At 65.9% G+C, this 17,984-nt stretch carries 15 protein-coding genes; 2 read left to right on the top strand and 13 right to left on the bottom strand.

The features are described 5' to 3' along the window. Nucleotides 1–166: 166 nt before the first annotated feature. Nucleotides 167–1,411 (top strand): acyl-CoA dehydrogenase family protein, encoded by a 1,245-nt coding sequence (locus QZL87_RS06420; protein ID WP_295325533.1) that lies wholly within the window; start codon nucleotides 167–169, stop codon nucleotides 1,409–1,411. A gap of 97 nt (nucleotides 1,412–1,508) precedes the next feature. Here QZL87_RS06420 and QZL87_RS06415 read toward each other — a convergent pair whose 3' ends face one another. The 5 genes from QZL87_RS06415 to QZL87_RS06395 all read right to left on the bottom strand — a co-directional run bounded on the left by QZL87_RS06415 (nucleotide 1,509) and on the right by QZL87_RS06395 (nucleotide 8,269). Then, entirely contained in the window at nucleotides 1,509–2,225 is a 717-nt protein-coding gene (locus tag QZL87_RS06415; RefSeq protein WP_295325530.1) for a hypothetical protein, read from the bottom strand. Between the two features lie 24 nt (nucleotides 2,226–2,249). Further along, nucleotides 2,250–5,480 carry a CusA/CzcA family heavy metal efflux RND transporter gene (locus QZL87_RS06410; RefSeq protein WP_295325527.1) on the bottom strand — a complete coding sequence of 1,077 codons (3,231 nt, stop codon included), beginning with the start codon at nucleotides 5,478–5,480 and terminating at the stop codon, nucleotides 2,250–2,252. 2 nt (nucleotides 5,481–5,482) lie between these two features. Next, nucleotides 5,483–6,607, bottom strand: coding sequence for an efflux RND transporter periplasmic adaptor subunit (locus QZL87_RS06405; RefSeq protein ID WP_295325524.1), 1,125 nt, complete (start codon nucleotides 6,605–6,607; stop codon nucleotides 5,483–5,485). Continuing rightward, nucleotides 6,604–7,869 (bottom strand): TolC family protein, encoded by a 1,266-nt coding sequence (locus QZL87_RS06400; protein ID WP_295325521.1) that lies wholly within the window; start codon nucleotides 7,867–7,869, stop codon nucleotides 6,604–6,606. Before QZL87_RS06400 ends, QZL87_RS06405 begins: the two co-directional genes overlap by 4 nt. Nucleotides 7,870–7,933: 64 nt before the next feature. Then, nucleotides 7,934–8,269: a hypothetical protein gene (locus QZL87_RS06395; RefSeq protein WP_295325516.1), complete on the bottom strand. Its 336-nt coding sequence runs from the start codon at nucleotides 8,267–8,269 to the stop codon at nucleotides 7,934–7,936. A 152-nt stretch (nucleotides 8,270–8,421) separates the two neighbouring features. Here QZL87_RS06395 and hutC point away from each other — a divergent pair, with 152 nt between their 5' ends. Beyond that, nucleotides 8,422–9,222 (top strand): histidine utilization repressor, encoded by an 801-nt coding sequence (gene hutC, locus QZL87_RS06390; protein ID WP_295325513.1) that lies wholly within the window; start codon nucleotides 8,422–8,424, stop codon nucleotides 9,220–9,222. Between the two features lie 3 nt (nucleotides 9,223–9,225). Here the strand turns inward: hutC and QZL87_RS06385 are convergent, their stop codons facing one another. The 8 genes from QZL87_RS06385 to QZL87_RS06350 form a co-directional block, all read right to left on the bottom strand. Beyond that, a complete protein-coding gene (locus tag QZL87_RS06385; protein ID WP_295325510.1) occupies nucleotides 9,226–9,960 on the bottom strand; it encodes a PepSY domain-containing protein in 735 nt (244 codons plus the stop codon). Beyond that, the gene (locus tag QZL87_RS06380; RefSeq protein WP_295325507.1) at nucleotides 9,957–10,661 is read right to left on the bottom strand and encodes a PepSY domain-containing protein; all 705 of its coding nucleotides are present in this window, start codon (nucleotides 10,659–10,661) and stop codon (nucleotides 9,957–9,959) included. Before QZL87_RS06380 ends, QZL87_RS06385 begins: the two co-directional genes overlap by 4 nt. Nucleotides 10,662–10,675: 14 nt before the next feature. Continuing rightward, on the bottom strand, nucleotides 10,676–13,375 hold the full coding sequence (locus QZL87_RS06375; protein WP_295325504.1) for a TonB-dependent receptor: 2,700 nt from the start codon (nucleotides 13,373–13,375) through the stop codon (nucleotides 10,676–10,678). A gap of 340 nt (nucleotides 13,376–13,715) precedes the next feature. Next, on the bottom strand, nucleotides 13,716–14,876 hold the full coding sequence (locus QZL87_RS06370) for a copper resistance protein B (protein WP_295325500.1): 1,161 nt from the start codon (nucleotides 14,874–14,876) through the stop codon (nucleotides 13,716–13,718). Further along, nucleotides 14,873–16,669: a copper resistance system multicopper oxidase gene (locus QZL87_RS06365; protein ID WP_295325496.1), complete on the bottom strand. Its 1,797-nt coding sequence runs from the start codon at nucleotides 16,667–16,669 to the stop codon at nucleotides 14,873–14,875. The genes QZL87_RS06370 and QZL87_RS06365 overlap by 4 nt, the downstream gene beginning before the upstream one ends. 58 nt (nucleotides 16,670–16,727) lie before the next feature. Continuing rightward, nucleotides 16,728–17,291: an RNA polymerase sigma factor gene (locus QZL87_RS06360; protein ID WP_295325493.1), complete on the bottom strand. Its 564-nt coding sequence runs from the start codon at nucleotides 17,289–17,291 to the stop codon at nucleotides 16,728–16,730. Next, nucleotides 17,288–17,728 (bottom strand): periplasmic heavy metal sensor, encoded by a 441-nt coding sequence (locus QZL87_RS06355; protein WP_295325490.1) that lies wholly within the window; start codon nucleotides 17,726–17,728, stop codon nucleotides 17,288–17,290. Before QZL87_RS06355 ends, QZL87_RS06360 begins: the two co-directional genes overlap by 4 nt. Next, on the bottom strand, nucleotides 17,728–17,967 hold the full coding sequence (locus QZL87_RS06350) for a hypothetical protein (protein ID WP_295325487.1): 240 nt from the start codon (nucleotides 17,965–17,967) through the stop codon (nucleotides 17,728–17,730). Before QZL87_RS06350 ends, QZL87_RS06355 begins: the two co-directional genes overlap by 1 nt. Between the last annotated feature and the right edge of the window lie 17 nt (nucleotides 17,968–17,984).

The following is a 17,984-nucleotide window of genomic DNA, read 5'->3' as shown; positions in this document are numbered from 1 at the left end:
CGAAGGCCGGGATCTCGCCGGTGCGTCAAGACTCAAGGTCGAGATCCCGGCCTTCGCCGGATGACGAAAGATATTCATTCTACGAATATAGACTATTACATCCTATCATTTTCATTGATAGCGGAACGACACTAACCTGCTCCGATAAAATCAACCGGAGACCAAAATGACCGAAATCGAACTTCAGGCCGAACTCAACGACCTGCGCATGTCGAAGGAAGCGCAGCCGCTCTTCGACGCGGTGAAGCGTCACATCGCCGACAATGTCGACCCGATCACCGAGGAGTTTTTCCGTCTTGGTGAGGGCCGCACCGACCGCTGGAGCTGGGCGCCGGGACAACTCGAGTTGCTCGAAGGCGCGAAAGCGAAGGCCAAGGCATCGGGCCTGTGGAATTTCTTCCTGCCGCACGGCGACACCGGCACCCCGCTCAGCAACCTCGACTATGCCTATATCGCCGCCGAACTCGGCAAGTCGCCGCTCGCATCCGAATCGCTGAACTGCTCGGCGCCCGATACGGGCAACATGGAAGTGCTCGAAATGGTCGGCACCCCCAAGCAGAAGGACCGCTGGCTCAAACCCCTTTTGAACGGCGAAATCCGCTCGGCCTATGTGATGACCGAACCCGGCGTCGCCTCGTCCGACGCGAGCAACCTCGAAACGAGCGCACGCCTCGAAGGCGATGAATGGGTCATCAACGGCGAGAAGTATTTCATCAGCGGCGCCGGCGACCCGCGCTGCAAGATATTGATCTGCATGGTCAAGACCAATCCCGAAGCCGCGCGCAAGGCGCAGCATTCGCAGATTCTCGTGCCGATGGACACGCCGGGCGTGCAGGTGCTCGGCCCGATGCGCGTCTTCGGCGCCGACCACGCGCCGCAGGGGCATATGCACATGCGCTTCGACAATGTCCGCGTGCCGCGCGAGAATATCCTGCTCGGCGAGGGCCGCGGGTTCGAGATTTCGCAGATGCGCCTCGGCCCGGGCCGCATCCATCATTGCATGCGCACGATCGGCAAGGCCGAAGTCGCGCTCGACCTGATGGTCAAGCGCGGCAATTCGCGTTCCGCCTTCGGCCGCCCGCTGTCGCAGCTCGGCAAGAATCTGGAGGTGATCGCCCGCGCCCGCGTCGAGATCGAGGCGATGCGCCTGATCGTGCTCAAGGCGGCAAAGGCGATGGACCTGCTCGGCAACCGCGAGGCGCGCGTTTGGGTCAGCATGGCGAAGGCGATGGTCCCCGAACGCGTCTGCCAGATCATCGACCAGGCGATCCAGATCCACGGCGCGACGGGCATCTCGCACTGGACCCCGCTCGCCGACCTTTACGCCGACGTCCGCCACCTGCGCTTCGCCGACGGCCCCGACGAGGTGCATTATATGGTCGTCGGCCGCGACGAACTCGGACGTCACTGATGCCTGATCGGCTTTGGCCGAAGCATTGGAGAAGTCCGTGTGCTCCCGCGAAGGCGGGAGCACACGGCCTATTCAGTCAAAGAATGATCATCGCTTATCAGGGAGCACCCTCCCCCAGCATATAATCGGCCACGCTATAGGAATGGCTGGCCTGATAGGCATTCCGGCCACGGTTCATATGGGTGAGGTTGAATCGCCGGACGGCGCGCAGCGCGCGCGGGACCGCGAGGAAGTCGCGGATGGAGGCGGAACCGCGTATCTTGACGATGAAGATGTCCGAACCCCGCGGAAAGGAATAGCCCAAATCCTCGGGCGCTCGCACGCTCCGCTCGAGAAAGGCGCGATCGACCCTCTCCGGCGCGAGCGACCCGTCGGTCGTGAAATCCGAAAGATGGACGATAAACCGGGCGCGAAGATCGTCGCCGTCGGCGTAAAGGGTGAACAGCTCCATCCAGCTCGCGTTGATGCGGACCAATGGCTTGTCCGAGGTCGATGGCAGGCAGGAAACCGACCAATAATATCGCTCGGTCGCGCGCGGTATCGGAAGGCAGGTCCGGCCGTATAGCTCCAGAATCCCGAAGAGATCGGGCGCCTGCAGCCGGCGAAGCAGCTTCTGGAAGCGCGGCGCATATCTTATCCGCTGCTCGATCGAATCCTGCCGCTCCCCGGCGTCGGGCAATTCCGCCCTGCCCTCCAACCACAGCTCCTGCTGGCCGGGATCCAGAAATTGACGCAGCCCCTTGAGGCTCTGGCTGGGCTTCCTGTTCATGCCGCCGAGAATGCGCGACGCGCGCCCGATCATCAATAGCGCCATGGGAAAGTCGGCCTCCCGCCCCTATCATGCCCGCAAAGCCTGACCCGGCCCCGCGGATGACGCGGCTGCCGGGTCCGCCCCGGGAACGCTTGGGCGCCCATAACGGGCGTAGAGCGTCGGCAGCACGAACAGGGTGAGCAAGGTCGCCGAGACCAGCCCGCCGATGACGACGGTCGCAAGGGGCTTTTGGACCTCGGCTCCCGCCCCGCTGGCGAGCGCCATCGGAACGAAGCCGAGCGATGCCACCAGCGCGGTCATCACGACCGGCCGCAGGCGCGCCAGCGCCCCGGTCCGGGCCGCCTCGGCACGCGCCATGCCATCGGCGATCAACCCCTGGATCGAGGTGACCATGACGAGCCCGTTAAGGACGGCAATCCCCGAGAGCGCGATGAAGCCCACCGCGGCGGAGATCGAGAAGGGCATCCCGCGCAGCAGCAGCGCAAGCATCCCCCCGACGAGCGCAAGCGGTATGCCGGTGAAGACGATCGCGGCGTCGCGTATGCTGCCCAACGCGCCATAGAGCAGCAGCAGGATCAACGCGAAACAGGCCGGCACGACAAGCGCCAGCCTGTTTCGCGCCGAGGCGAGATTCTCGAACTGCCCGCCCCATTCCAGATATTGCCCGGCGGGCAGCCGGACCTTCTCCCGGATCACGCGTTGGGCATCGCCGACGACGCCCGCTACGTCGCGGCCGCGCACATTGGCCTGCACGACGATCCGCCTCTTGCCATTCTCGCGGCTGATCTGGTTGGGACCTTCGGTCACCACAAGATCGGCCACGCTTTCCAGCGGAACAAACTGTCCGCCCGGCGCCGGCACCGGCACCTGGCCCAGCATCGCAAAGTCGGCGCGCGCGGCATCGGAAAGGCGGATGGTCACGGCAAAACGCCGATCGCCCTCGAAGATGATGCCCGCGTCGCGGCCGCCGATGGCCGCTGCGATGGTTTCCTGCAACGATGCCGCGGTGATCCCGAGCCGTGCCATCGCGTCCCGATTGGGCCGGATGTCGAGCATCGGCAGGCCCTCGGTCTGCTCGACGCGAACGTCGGTGGCGCCCTCGATTTGCCGAAGGATGGCCGCGACCCGGTTCGCCGTCGCCGCCATCACATCATTGTCGTCGCCGAATATCTTCACCGCGACGTCGCCGCGCACCCCCGCGATCAGTTCGTTGAACCGCATCTGGATCGGCTGGCTGATCTCGAACGCGCTACCCGGCACGTCCGCGAGCAATTTTTCGATCTTTGCCGTCAATTCCGCTTTGCTCAGCCGCGGGTCCGGCCATTGCTTGCGATCCTTCATGATGATGAACGTATCGGAGATGTTCGGCGGCATCGGGTCCGATGCGAGTTCGGCGGTGCCCGTCTTTGAGAAAACGAACCTGACCTCGGGGACGGCCGACAGCGCCCGCTCGACGCGAAGCTGCATCGCCTGGCTCTGATCGACCGAGGTTCCCGGCACGCGAAGCAACTGCGCCGTCAGGTCGCCCTCGTCGAGTTGGGGCAAGAATTCCTGCCCCAGCGAGACATAGGCTCCGACGGCGACGAGCAACGCGCCGCCCGCTGCGAGCATGGTGTTCCGCGGCCGCGCCATGGCACGGTCGAGGCGCGGGACATAATGCCTGCCAAGCCATGCCATGATCGCCCCCTCCTTCTCCTCGACCGGCTTCGACAGCCAGATCGCCAGCATGGCGGGTACGAAGGTCAGCGAGAGGATGAATGCGCCGACGAGCGCGAGAATGACGGTGAGCGCCATTGGCGTAAAGCTTTTGCCTTCCACTCCCGTCAGCGTCAGCAGCGGAACATAGACGAGGATGATGATCGCCTGTCCATAGACCGATGGGCGGATCATCTCGCGCGCGGCCGCCGCGACGGCCGACAGGCGTTCGTCGCGCGTCAGTGTCCGTCCGATGGAATGCTGCTGTTCGCCGATCCGCCGGAGCGCATTTTCGACGATGATGACCGCGCCATCGACGATGAGGCCGAAATCGAGCGCGCCGAGGCTCATCAGGTTCGCCGAAACGCCGCCCTGCAACATGCCAACGCTCGTCAGCAGCATCGTGATCGGGATAACCAGCGCCGCGATCAGCGCCGCGCGGAAATTGCCGAGCAACAGGAACAGGATCGCGATGACGAGCAGCGCGCCTTCGGTCAGATTCTTCGCCACCGTATTCACCGTCGCTTCGACCAGCGCGGTGCGGTCGAGCACCGGCCGGATCACGACGTCGGTCGGCAGCGAGGCATTGATCTCCTCCAGCCGGCCGGCGACGCCGCTCGCGACATTGCGGCTGTTTTCGCCGATACGCATGATGGCGGTCCCGACGACGACTTCCCTGCCGTTTTCCGAAGCCGACCCCATGCGGATCGCCTGCCCCGTTTTTACGGCCGCGACCTGACCAAGCGCGATCGGCACGCCGCCGCGGGTCGCGATCACCGTTGCGGCCAGTTCGTCGGCGCCGCCGATGCGCGCATCGGATCGCACCGACAGGCCCTCGCCATTGCGGTCGATCACGCCCGCGCCGATCGCGCGGTTGTTCGCCTCCAATGCGGCCGCCAGATCGCCAAGGCCGAGTCCCAAGGCGGCGAGCCGCTGCATATCGGGCACGACCTGATATTGCTTCACATAACCACCGATCGTGTCGATGCCGGCAAGACCCGGGACGGTCTTGAGCAGCGGGGTGACGATCCAGTCCTGCGCCGTGCGCAAATAGGTTGCCTTGTCGGCCTCGCTGACCAGCCGCTCGCCTTCGGGCGTGATATAGCTGCCGTCGGGCTGCAAACCCGGTTCGCCCGGCTTGTGCTGGTCCTCTCGCCGATGCGCGAGGTGGACGGTCCACATATAGACTTCACCCAGCCCCGTCGCGATCGGCCCCATTTCGGGACCGACCCCTTCGGGAAGCCGCTCTTCGGCTTCGCGCAGCCGTTCCGCGACCTGCTGGCGCGCGAAATAGATGTCGGTCGCGTCGGTGAAGACCGCGGTTACCTGGGCGAAACCGTTGCGGCTGAGCGAGCGCGTATTCTCGAGGCCCGGAATGCCGGCCAGCGCCGTTTCGATCGGGAAGGCGACCTGCCTCTCGACCTGTTCCGGCGACAGCGAAGGCGCGCGCGCGTTGATCTGGACCTGATTATTGGTGATATCGGGAACCGCGTCGATCGGCAGCCGGGCCAGCGCCCAAGCCCCGATGACGGCGGCGATGGCGGTGACGAGCAACACGAACCAGCGCCGCGCGACGGCGAAATCGACGATATGGGCGATCATGTTCAATGCCCTCCATGTTCGGCTTCGCCCTTGCCGAGCTCCGCCTTCAGCGTGAAACTGCCCTCCGCAGCGATCGACTCGCGGCCCGACAAGCCGGTGACCGTCGCCCGCCCTCCGCCGCGCGTTGCGACAGCGACCGGAACCGCCCGAAAGCCCTTGGTAGTGCGGACGAAAACAACGGTCTCGCCCCCGACGGTCTGGAGCGCGCTTTCGGGAACCGTGATCGCATGTGTCGCCGAGCCGATCCGGATCGCGACCGATACGGGCTCTCCCGGCCGCCACACGGCGCCGTCGTTGGCGAGCATCGCGACGGCCGGCACCAGCCGCGTCGCCTCGTCGAGAACGGGCGACACGAACGCGATACGCGCCTGCGTGCCGCGGTTGCCCGATCGCACCTCCACCGGCATGCCCACACTGATTTTCCCGGCGTCGGCGGGCGAGAGCATCAGCTTGATCGCGAGTTGTTCGAGATTGGCGACGCGGAAGAGTTCGGCGTCGGGCGCGACCGTCTGCCCCAGGACGACGTTGCGCGCGATCACCTGCCCGCCAATCGGCGCGACCACCCCGATCCGGTTGAGCGAACCATCCGCGACGCCCGCCGCGGCGAGTTGCTGCCGCGCGAGACGCAAGGCGATATTCGCTTCGGTCATCGCCGTGCGCGCCGCGATCACGTCGCGTTCGGGCGATACCTTGAGCTCGAACAACCGCTCTTCGCGGACAAGGGTCGACCGCGCCAGGGCGGCGCGCGCCCGCGCCGCCTCGATTTCGGCGCGGAGGCTCGCAGCATCGCGGCTTTCGATGACGGCGAGAGTTTCGCCGCGACCGACCGTCTGCCCCAGGTTGCGATTGAGAGCGACGATCCGGCCGCCGATCGCTGCCGACACCACCTGCGTCGCCTGTGGATCGCTTTCGATGGTCGCGGGAAGCGTCAGGGTGTCCGAACCGCCGGCGACCGGGCGCACGATCTCGATCCCCCCCGCGGCGATCTGCTTCGCAGTCAGACCGACATTGCCCTCTTCCTCCTCATGGCTTTCCGCGGCCTTCTCCGGCCGCTGCTGGTCACAGCCGGCCATGACGAGCGTCAATGCGAGCGGCAGGACCGCCCGGATAAGGATTTTGGATGTCATTCTATTTCCCCTGCGCCCCGAAAGCGCGTTGTCAGGCGCTCCAGGCGCGCGACGGCGTTGTGATAGGCGGCGCGGGCATCGATGGCCGCGCGCTGCGTGTCGAAAAGCGTGCGCTCAGCATCGAGCAGCACCATCTGGTCGAACTTGCCCTCGGCATATCCGATCCGCGCGATGCGGGCGGCTTCGCCGGACGCGACGAGCGCGGGCCCGGAGGCTTCGACCGCAGTCGCCGCGCGATCGCGATCGGCCATGGCCGCCGCGATGGCCTGCTCGGCTTCGAACAGTGCGACGCGCTGCCGGGCCTGGGCCCGATCGCGTTCACGCGCTGCCTGCGTAACAGCTGCCTTGCCGCCGTTCAGGACGGGAAGCGGTATCGTTACGCCGAAGACCATCGCCTGATCGTTCGATCCCGCAAGCCACCGTGTTCCCGCCATTAACGAGACATCCGGCGCGCGCTGGCTGCGGGCGAGACGGACGCCGGCTTCGGCCGCCTCGGTGTCCACCGCTGCGGCGGCAAGCGCCAACATATCCTCTGCTCTGCCCGGCATGTCCGGCCCGTAGGAAGCGAGCACCGGCCGATCGAACCAGCCGACATCGAGCGCACCGAGCGCCCGGTCTCCCACATATGGCCGCAACAAGGATCGGGCGGCCATCGCCGCGCGCCGTGCAGAGCCGGCCTCGGCACGCGACCTCACCGCTTCGAGCAACGCTCTCTGCTCGTCGATGGGAGAATTGGCGCCGACCATCACCCGGTCCCGGGCAATGCGCAGATTTTCAGTCGTGACGGCAAGCTGCGCCTCTGCAATCGCGGCGCGGCGATCGGCGGCGATCGCGCCGATATAAGCCTGCGTCACATCCAGCCGCAGATCGGCGCGGGTGATCGCGAGATCGACCTCCGCCTGCCTGATCCCGGCGTCGGCGACCGCGACACGCGCCGAACGCTTGCCGCCCAATTCGACCGGCAGGGCAAAGGCGACGGTCGTATCGCTTTCGTCGAACCCGCGATACGGCCCGGTTCCGAGCAGGTTTTCGGTTTCGATGCTGATCGACGGATTGGGGCGAAGCCCGGCAACGGCACGCGCCGCTTCTGCGGCGCTCACCCCGGCCTGGGCGGCAACGGGCGCTGGCGAAATTCTGCCCGCCTCGGTCAACGCCTCCCCAAGGGTCAGCATATCGCCGTCCGCAGGGGGCGGCGAGGTCTGCGCCTGCGCCGCAAGGACGCAGAACGGTGCGGCAACGACGGCCGCGATCAATCGCTTCATATGGAAATATCCCGAACAATCCGAAGAGAACCGGCGTCCTCAAGCGGACGACGGCGCGGATGGTTCAGGCGATGGGCGGGCGCAGATTGGCGTCGGGCACCAGTTGGGGCAGGAAATCCTTTCCGGCAGCGAAGCTCAGCGCGCGCGCGGGCGGCAGGCCCGCTACTCCGCCCTTGCCGATCGCATCCACCTGATGATGGCCGTGGCATCCGCCATGGGCGTGCAGACCCCATTTTTCGGCATCGCCATCGCCAGGCGCGCCATCCCTCTCGTGCGTCGCGATTTCCACGCACGCGGACGACGCGCTGTCGACAACCGCCTCTCCGGCATGGGCAATCGCGCCCAGCCCAAGGGAGAGTGTGACCATCAGGCCGAGCAGGAGGCGCGTTAGCCGGCGCATGACGCCCCTATAGTGGAACGATCGGAAGATGTCACGGATGCAAGCTCGGTCCGCGCGTCTTCATAAAGCCTGTAGCGCCAACCGAGGGATGGACGCCACGAAGCCTTTGATGCGGGTTGGAATTCGCCGCCGGCGACTTGTATATACGATCGATGGATTCGCCTTCCCTCACATCGCGCGGCGCCGTCAAATCGACGCGCCCACGAAGCTCCGGCGCCATGGAGGCGAACCTTCGCGAGGCCGGTCAGCCTTCGCCTCGCTATGCTGCGATCAAACAATCGATTTCCGACGCCGTGCGCGACGGTCGATTGAAGCCAGGCGATCGCGTGCCGTCGGAGGCCGAACTCGTCGATCAATTCGATGTATCGCGCATGACGGCGAACCGGGCGCTGCGCGAACTGCAGGCCGCGGGCGTAATCATCCGGAAGGCGGGGATCGGGTCCTTCATCGCCGAACAAAGGCCGATCGGACAGATGATCGAAATCCGCAATATCGCGGAAGAAATCCGCGCGCGCGGACATATATATCGCGCTCGCGTAATTCAGAATGTCGCCGAACGGTCGAGTGCCGAAACGGCGCCTCTGCTCGAAGTGCCAATAGGAACGAAGCTCTTCCACTCGATCATCGTCCACCACGAGGCGGAGTTCCCCATCCAGCTCGAGGAACGCTTCGTCCTCGCGTCGATCGCGCCCCGTTATGGCGACATGGACTTCACCGTGACGACCCCGAACGAATATCTGACCCGGATCGCCCCGCTCGAACGCGTCGAGCACCGCGTCTGCGCGATGATGCCCGACGAGCGCACGCGCGCGATGCTCGGCCTCGATCCCGGCGAACCGGTGCTGCGGATGACGCGGCGGACGTGGAGCCGTTCGCGGCTGGCATCGCACGCCTGGCTGACGCACCCCGGCTCGCGGTTCGAACTGTCGGCCGCCTTCTCGATCGACGATTGAGGTTCAGCCGCCCCTGCGCGTCGCCACGGGCTTGCGGCGGCGGCGAAGCCAGCGAAAATCGGCGCGGCTGAAGCTTTTGAACAGCAGGTAGAAGCCCGTCCCCGACAGCCAGAGCGCGCCGAAGCCGACAAAGATGATCAGCGGGTGGTTGAAGCTCTTGCGGTTCAGATAGTCCATATTGTGGAGCATCCAGAAGAAATCCCAGGTGCGCCAGGTGTCGCCGCGCATCACGAGGAAGCGCGCGGTATCGAGCGTGACATAGGCACTGCTGTTTTCGGCATCGGCGAAATCGACGCGCCACATCGCGCCTTCATGGTCGCGCGATTCGAGGTTGGGCTTGGCGATCGCGCTCACCTTGCGGACCGGCGCCTCGTTCATCATCATCGCAACTTCGCGCGCCATGTCCTGATCGACGCGGATATTCTCACCCGTCGTCGCATCGACAAGACGGGTGCCCTTTGCGCTCTCGATCTCATAGACCGGCCGCGCGCCGAGATCGCGCAGCACCACCCCCGTCACCGGCTCGCCATCGGGCAAGGCGGCGACATCATAATATTCGCCCGGCGGCAAGGGGTGCGAATGCGACATGCCGCCGCCGTGGCCGCCGACCTTGTCCTTGTCGAGCAGCGCCATCATCGAACCGCTCAATGCCCAGAGGAGGAACTGGAGGCCGAGGATCAGCCCGACCCATTTGTGGATGCGCCGGAACAGCAGCGGCGACAGGCGAAGCTTTTTCATGCCTTTTTCCTCTTGCGGCGCGGGAAGGACCAGATCAGCAGCCAGGCGCCGGTCGCCGCCATGGCAAAGGCGCTCCAGGTCGCGACGCGAAGCAGCGGATTGTTGACGTCGGTCCGCTCGTCATAATCCATGATGTGGAGCATCCAGGCGAAGTCGAAGACGCGCCATAATGCGTGGCGGCGCGAGATCAGTTCGCCGGTCTGCGGCGACAGATAGAGCGTCGGCCGGTTCCAGCCTTCGAATTCGATCTGCCAATAGGGCGGCTTGCGCGCCTGCATTTCCTGCGGCGCCTTGGTCAGAAGCCGAACCGCGACGATTTTGCCGTCACCCGTATAGATGCGCCGCGCCTGTTCGCGCACCTGGGGCTCGGTCAGCGCGGGCAGCGGCGCTCCGGTGCGCGCATCGAACAGGCGCGCGCCTGCGGGCGTCTCGGCGCGCCAGACCGGGCGGTCGAGGAAGCGCTGAAGCCGGATTTCCGAGACACCCGGTGCCGCCGCGACGATCTTTGACGGCGCGGCAAGCTCGTCGAGGTCGAAGGGCTGGGCAACCGGCGCGCGCACCAGATCGTCACCGTGGATGATGTCGATATGCACCGCCACCATGTAAAAGCCGGTCAGCGTCCAGAGCAAAGCCTGGACGCCGACCACGAGGGCCAGCCATTTATGCGTCCGGCGAACGACCAGCGGCCAACGAATTGCCATGCTCCCCTGCCCCTTTAAAAGGCGGTACGGAAGCCGGCATAGAAGCGCCGGCCGAGCAGGTCATAGGTCATCGTGTCGGTGTTCGCATCGGTGAAGCTCTGGATATAGGGCGCCTTGCGGTCGAAGAGATTGTCGACGCCGAGCTGGAAACGTGTCTTCTCGTCGATCTCGTAGGCGAGCTGGAGATTGTGGTAGAAGACATTCGGGGTGCGATAGCCGATCTCGCCGGGCGCGGCGTTGAAATCGGTCGCCTTGCCGATCCACTGCGTCGACCAGGTCGCGCTGATTCCGTCCTTCTCGGCCGTCAACACGCCATAACCGCGCCACTTCGCATAGCCGCCGTTGCCGCCGCCGATGAAGCCGTCGAAATCGATCGGAGCGCCGCCGGGGAATGGCAGCACGACATATTTGTTGAGGTAGGTCAGGTTGACGTCGAGCGAGAGGTTCACGCTGCCGATTCCGCCGGCATAGACGAGCCCCAGATCGAGCCCGTTCATTTCCTCGCGGCCGGTGTTTATCGGCTGCGCGGAGAGGAAGGTCACTTCGCCGGTCAGCGTGCTGCGCGTGAAATCGTCGCAGAAGGGATGCGACAGATTCTGGCTCGCGTAACAGATCGACAATTTGGTCGAGCCGGGGATCGCGCGGATCGCATCCTTGATCGTGATGTCGAACCAGTCGGCGGTCAGCGACAGGCCGGGGATCAGCCCCTTGGGCGAGATCACCGTCCCGACGGTCCAGGTCGTCGAGCTTTCGGGCTTCAGATTCTCGTTGCCGCCGACCGTCGTCAGGATCGTCGTGCCAAGCTGAACATAATTGGCGGGCACGCCCGAGGCCTGGCAATTGGCAATCAGCGTCGCATCGCCGCTGGTCGAATAGCGCGAGCAGGGATCGGTCGTCGTCAGATTGCCTTCGGATACGCCGCCATAAAGTTCGGGCACGTTCGGGATGCGGAAGCCCGTGCCATAGGTGCCGCGCAGGCGGAAGCTGTCGCTGATCATCCAGTCGAGGCTCGCCTTGTAGTTCCAGTCGCTGCCGAACAGGTCATAATCGGAGAAGCGCACCGCACCGCCCGCGGTCAGCGCCTCGAAGAAGGGCGTGTCGGCGAGGATCGGCACCGACAGCTCGAAATAGGCTTCCTTCGCCGTGGTCGAACCCGAGATCGGATCCTGCTGGTTGGTGTTGGCGATTCCGAGCACGGTCAGCGGATCGGGATCGCGCCAGCCCTTTTCCTTGCGATAGACAAGCCCGGTCGCAAACGACACCGGACCGGCGGGCAAGTTGAAGAGGTTGCCGTTCAGGTCGGCGGTGACCGTCGCCAGCTCGTTGCCGCCGCGATCGCGCGAGGTGAAGAGGATATAGTCGAGAACCTCGGGCGTCAGATCGCCGAAGCCCAGATAATCGGCGCACGGGATCGAGGCGCCCGCCGCCAGGCTGCATTTGCTCGTATCGAGCGTGCTGGCGACGCGCTCGAGATTGGCGATATTGGTCGAGCCGTCGACCGCCGTGTTGCGCCCGAATGCGCCCGCGACTTCCCACGCCCAGTCGTTGGACAGCTTGCCGCGCAGCCCGAACGTGCCCTGCCAGGTGTCGGTTTCCTGAAAAAACTGGCGCGGCCCCGGTTCGGCGAGGCGCCGCTGGATGAGCACGATGTCCTGCCCCGTCGGGTTGGTCGGGTTGCTCGCGGCGATCGACAGGTTGCGCAGCGTCCCCGGGGTCGCGATCTGGTTCGACTTGCGGAAGGTATAAAGGAACTCGCCGAACGCCTCGATATTGTCGCTGAGGTCATAGTCGGCGAAGAAGGCCGTGCTGACGCGCTCGACGGGGCTCACCGCGTTGAGGAACGGGTTCGAATTGAAATTATGCTTGGCGGCGCTGTAGGGCTCGAAGAAGTCGCCGTCGCCGCCGAGCTGCTGGTTGAAATTGATCTGCTGCCCGTTCGGGAGCACCGCGCGCCCGCCGATCGTCGAGGCGCTGTTGACGCAGCTCAGCGCGCCCGGGGTCGTTTCGGCGAGCGAACAGGGCGCGCGCGTCGCCATGTTGACCGCCCGCGTCTTTTGGTAGGTGACCGCGGCCATGAAGCCGCCGCGATCGCCCCGGACGCCCCACAGGAGGTCGGCGGTAAAGTCGGACCCGTCGCCCCTTTCGGTGATGCCCTGGCGCACGCTGAGGCCCAAGCCTTCATAATCGGTGCGGGTCACGAGGTTGACCACGCCCGCCATCGCGTCGGCGCCGTAGATCGCCGACGCGCCGTCCTTGAGCACATCGGTGCGCGCGAGCGCCGCGACCGGGATCATGTTGAGGTCGGGCGAGGAGTTCGCCCCGGTGCCGCCCGCGACGAGGCGGCGGCCGTTCAGCAGCACCAGCGTGCGTTTGATACCGAGGCCGCGAAGGTTGACCTGCGCCGTGCCATAACCGTTGTTCGCCCAATAGGCCGAAGTCTGATTGCCCGCGAAGCCCGCGTTGGCGGGCAGGCGTTGCAGCACGGTTTCGATATTCACGAGGCCGGTATTCTCGATCTGCTCGGCCGAGACGACGGTCGCCGGCCCGACGCCCGCAAGGTCCTGCCGCCGGATGCGCGACCCGGTGACGACGATGTCGTCGGGGCTCGCGGCGCTTTCGGCGCCGCCGGCCGGCGCTTCGACCTGTGCGAAGGCGGGCGTGGAAAGGCCGGCGGCGAGCGCGGCGCTGGCGAGCAAAATTGTCCTGATCGTCATGGCAAACCCCCATCTGGTTTCGTGCATGGCGGCAGAAAACATCAATTGTATATACAGGTCAACGGAAATTTCGTTTTTATTTCAATATCTTACATACGCTTCCGTAGGACGCATTGCCAGTCGATATACGCAGGCGAAAGCCCCACCCCTCAAAGTCGCATGATTTTTTGCTCGCACCGCAAAATCGGCGTAATTAAATTACGCGCGCTTGTCGGGGAGGGAGCGATGCGGCGCGCAAACGCCGGGGCGACCGCGGGCGCCCCCCCGAGTCGCGGCGGCGAGCGGCTTGTCGATTGGCTTGTCCGGAGCGTGCCCCGGGGAGGCGCCCAGGGTCAGAACCCTAGAACCAGGCGCGCACCCCCATGACAAGCGCTACACTGCTGGAATCCTCGCCCGCCGCGCGCGCGAAGCGGGCGGTGTCGCCGAACCGGCGCGTCCATTCGACGCCGATATAGGGCGCGAATTCGCGGACGATCTCATAGCGCAGGCGGAGGCCCAGCTCGACGTCCGACAGGCCCGATCCGATGCCGTTCGCCGGCACGTCCTGCAGCGCGAAATTCGCTTCGACGGCGGGCTGGAGCACCAGCCGCTGCGTGATGCGCTGGTCATATTCGCCCTCGATCCGGGCAAGAAGGTCGCCCTTGTCCGACAGGAAAAGCGCGCCGCCCACCTCGAACCAATAGGGGGCAAGCCCTTCGATCGCGACGGTGGCATAGCTCCGGTCGGGACCGGGGCCGAGATCCTGGCGAACACCGGCCTGCGCATTGAAATAGGGGCCGATGGCGCGGCTGTAGAGCAATTGCGCCTCGCCCTCTTCCAGCCCTTCGCCGATCGCGCTTTCGCCTTCGCTCTTGATCGTCAGCCGGTCGATGTCGCCGCCGTACCAGGCCTCTCCCTCCCAACTGAAGCCGTCACGGCCCTTGCGCGCCTGATATTCGAGGTCGGCACTGACGAAGCCGAAGGTCTGGCCGCCGTTCTCCTTCATCATCTCGTGCCGCGAATGGTCCATCGCGGCCTTGGAAAAGACGCGGTCGGCATACCAGTCGTCCGGCGGCGGCGGCGCGGGAGCGTCGCCCGGCGGCAGGTCGGTGCCCGTCGCACCGCCGGGGGACTGCGGCGGCGGTGCGACGTGGGGCGTGCAATGCCCCATGGCGGCATGTTCGGGCGGACAGGCGGGATCGCCCGGCGCGGCTTGCGCAGCGGGCGCCATCGCATGGCCGGCATGGGGGTCGGGTTCGGCCGGGGCAGGCCCGGCTGGCTCGGCATGATCGCCATGCGCGCCATGATCGGGGTCGCCGCCGGCCATGGTGCAATGACCCATCGCCGCATGTTCGGCGGTGCAGCCGCCGTTCATGCCCTGCTCCTTCACCTCGGGTGCGGGGGCTTCCTGCACGGACGGTTGCGCCGCACCATGCCCCGCATGGGGGTCGGACTGCGCGACGGCGGGACCGGCGAGCGCGAGGGCCGACAGGCCGGCGAGCAGCATCGACGCGCGCCTCATGCCGCCTCTCCCTTCGGGCGGACGCTGACGACGCGCATCATGCCGGCGTGCATGTGATAGAGAAGATGGCAGTGGAACGCCCAGTCGCCGAGCGCGTCGGCGGTAAAGTCGAACGTCGCGATCCCGCCCGGCTGGACGATCACCGTATGCTTGCGCGGCGCGTGATCGCCCTTGCCCGTCACCAGTTCAAAGAAATGGCCGTGCAGGTGAATGGGGTGGCTCATCATCGAATCGTTGATCAGGTTCACGCGCACCCGCTCGCCCTCGATAAAGGGAATGGGTTCGTGATGGTCGGACATCTTCACGCCGTCGAACGACCACATGAAGCGTTCCATATTGCCGGTCAGGTGGATGTCGAGCGCGCGTCCGGGCGCGCGCACGTCGGGATTGCGGTCGAGCGCGACGAGGTGATGATAGGTCAGCACCTCGTGCCCCACATCTTCCAGCCCCTGCCCCGGTTCGGCCATCCGGTCGACCGGCATCGGCGAAATCGACTGGACGCTGGGGTCGCGCTTGACCTGCGGCGCGACGCTGAAATCGCGCATGCTGTGCTCCATGCCGCCCGCGCCATGCCCCATTGCGGCATGATCGGTGGCGGGCGCGGCGCCGGCGGGGGTGCAGTGCCCCATCGCGGCATGTTCGGGCGCGCACGCCGCGTCGCCGCCGCCCGGCATGCCCCCCATCCCCCCCATGCCCATGTCCTTCATCGTCGCGAGCGGGCGCGGGCGCAGCGCCGGAACCGGCGCGACCATGCCCGCACGCGGCGCCAGCGTCGCGCGCGCCATGCCCGACCGGTCGTTCGCTTCGGCGACGAATGTATAGGCGCGGTCCTCGGCCGGGGTGACGACGACGTCATAGGTTTCGGCCACGCCGATCTGGAATTCGTCGATCGCGACCGGCCGGACGTTGAGCCCGTCGGCCTGCACGACCGTCATCCGGAGCCCCGGAATGCGGACGTTGAAGATCGACATCGCCGACGCATTGATGATGCGCAGCCGCACGCGCTCGCCGGGCGCGAACAACGCGGTCCAGTTGTCGCGCGGTCCATGGCCGTTGACGAGGAAGGTGTATGTCGAACCGTTGACGTCGGCGATGTCGGTGGGGTCCATCCGCATCCGGCCCCATTCGACCCGGTCCTTGAGCTTCTGGTCCTTGCCGGCGAGCAGCCCCGACAGCGCCTGGCGCTGCATGTTGAAATGCCCCGGATTGACCTTCATCTTGCGAAAGATTTCTTCGGGCGCGAGCTGGCTGTGGTCGGACAGCACGATCACATGTTCGCGGTCATAGGCGACCGGATCGGCATCCTTCGGATCGATCACGATCGGACCATAATGGCCGAGCTGTTCCTGCAGCCCCGAATGGCTGTGATACCAATAGGTCCCCGACTGCACGACCGGAAACTCATAGACAAAGGTCGAACGCGGCTTGATCCCCGGAAAGCTGACGCCGGGAACGCCGTCCATGTGAAAGGGCAGGATCAGCCCGTGCCAGTGGATCGAGCTATCCTCGTCGAGTTCGTTGACGACCCGCAACCGCGCCTGCTGCCCCTCTTTCAGGCGGATCAGCGGTCCGGGGATCGTGCCGTTGATCCCGATCGCCCGGCTGAGCTTGCCGTCGATGCGCATCGTCTGGCGCGCGATGCGCAGCGTGACGTCGTTGCCCGACACGGTCGGCAACTGCGCCTTCAGCCCGGCCGATACCGGCTGGGCCCAGGCCGGAAACCATGCCGAAAGCGCCGCCGCGGCCCCGCCTCCCGCCGCCGCGCCGATGAAATGCCGCCGATCTACCTGCATAAATCCTGTTTCTTCCTCTTATAAACTGCAAACTATACGCGCGCACCCGGCGCGCCCCTCACTCGCCCAGCATCGCGCGCAGCTTGGCGCGCGCGCGATAGAGGCGCGTTTCGACGGTCTTCTCGCTCACGCCCAGCATCTCTGCCGTTTCTGCCTGGCTGAGTTCCTCGATCCCGCGCAAGACGATGATTTCGCGAAGATTGCCCGGCAGCTCGACGATGGCATCCCGAACCCGCGCCAGTTCGGCGCGGTCGGCCGCTTCGACATCGGTCGCGGGGCTGTCGCCGGCAACGTCATGAGCATTTTCGAGCGGGAGCGCGCGCGTAAAAAAAGAACGCACCGCCCGGCGGCGGGCCCAGTCGCGACATTTGTTGAGCGCGATGCGCGAGATCCAGACGCGAAACGGCCGCTCGCCGTCATAACGCCCCAACGCCGCGAATCCGGCAACGAAGCTTTCCTGTGTCAGATCCATCGCCTCGCCCTCGTCGCCCACATTGCTGCGGATCAGGCGAAAAACGGGAGCCTTGTACCGCGCCAGAAACTCACGATACGCGTCCTGCCGACCCGACAGGGCAAGCGCCGCGAGAGCGCGGTCGCTATAGTGCGACAGGTCGCGCGTCACCTCGCATCGGCGGTCAGCGCCTTGACCACAACCTTGTCGAACATCGCGGCCTGTCGGGCGTCGAGGACGCTGCGCATCGCGAAAAGATGGCGCAGCGTTTCCTTCTGCAATTCGCCCATCACTTCGTGCGTCTCGTCGATGGCCTCGGTCACGCGCGGGCCATAGCCATGCTCGGCCTCGATCGCCCGCGCCAGCCGGATGTTGGACGCCCGCATCTCGACCTCGAGCGCCTCGCGCCGGCCCGCAAATCGCGCCTCGATCGTCCGCAGCCGCGCTTCCTGTGCGTCGGACAGCGTCAGTTCCCGGTGCAGCAGCGCGTGCAACTCGGTCTCGCTCTGCCGCGGGGCATCGACCAGCAGGCGGCCGACGAACACGCCCGCGAGCGCGGCCACGAACGCGATGAAGCCGATGATCGCCATCCGGCGCGCCGTCGTCATCAGCGGGCGTCCAATATCGTCGAAGGCGCCAGCGGACTTGCCGGTATCAGGGGGGTCAGCGGACTTGCGGCGACCGCACTCGGCACGAAAGCGCTGCCCGCCACGACCCCGCCGCCGAGCGAAAACAGCGCCGCGACCGCCATCAACCGGCGCGTCGCCGCCGCTTCGGCCTTCCGGACGGCAAGCGCGGCGAGGACATGGTCGTCGAGCGTTTCGAGCGCCGGCGGCAAAACCGCCATGTTCAGTTTCCGAAACT

It is taken from the genome of uncultured Sphingopyxis sp. (assembly GCF_900078365.1).
Classification (GTDB): Bacteria; Pseudomonadota; Alphaproteobacteria; order Sphingomonadales; family Sphingomonadaceae; genus Sphingopyxis.
The sequence above is the reverse complement of the archived record's forward strand: the minus strand, read 5'-3'. Positions and strand labels throughout refer to the sequence as shown.